Below are 249 nucleotides of genomic sequence, written 5' to 3'. Positions count from 1 at the left end.
TCACCGGGCCGGGCACGGTGCTGGGGATCAAGCGGGCGAACGCGATCAACTTCGGCTTCAAGGCCGATTTCAACGAGTATACCGGGGCCTGGACGACCGACAACACCGCCCCGTTCAACAAGACGGTCGCCTGCGTCGCGGCGAGCCAGGACAGCGACGGGCAGGGCGCGCCGACGTTGCTTCTGCCCCCCGGCGCGGCGGCCTATGCCGGCCCCCTCGACGTCGACCAGACCTTGCACGCGCCCATCA

The 249-nt window shown here is 69.5% G+C and carries 1 protein-coding gene; it reads left to right on the top strand.

Features of this window, described 5'->3' with window-relative positions; translation table 11 throughout:
* Nucleotides 1-249 (top strand): hypothetical protein (locus KMS84_RS40475; RefSeq protein ID WP_256921647.1); only part of this gene is annotated, 249 nt, incomplete at both ends.

This window comes from Streptomyces hilarionis, from assembly GCF_024539675.1.
Classification (GTDB): Bacteria; Actinomycetota; Actinomycetes; order Streptomycetales; family Streptomycetaceae; genus Streptomyces; species Streptomyces hilarionis.
This window is presented reverse-complemented; position numbering and strand designations above follow the sequence as displayed.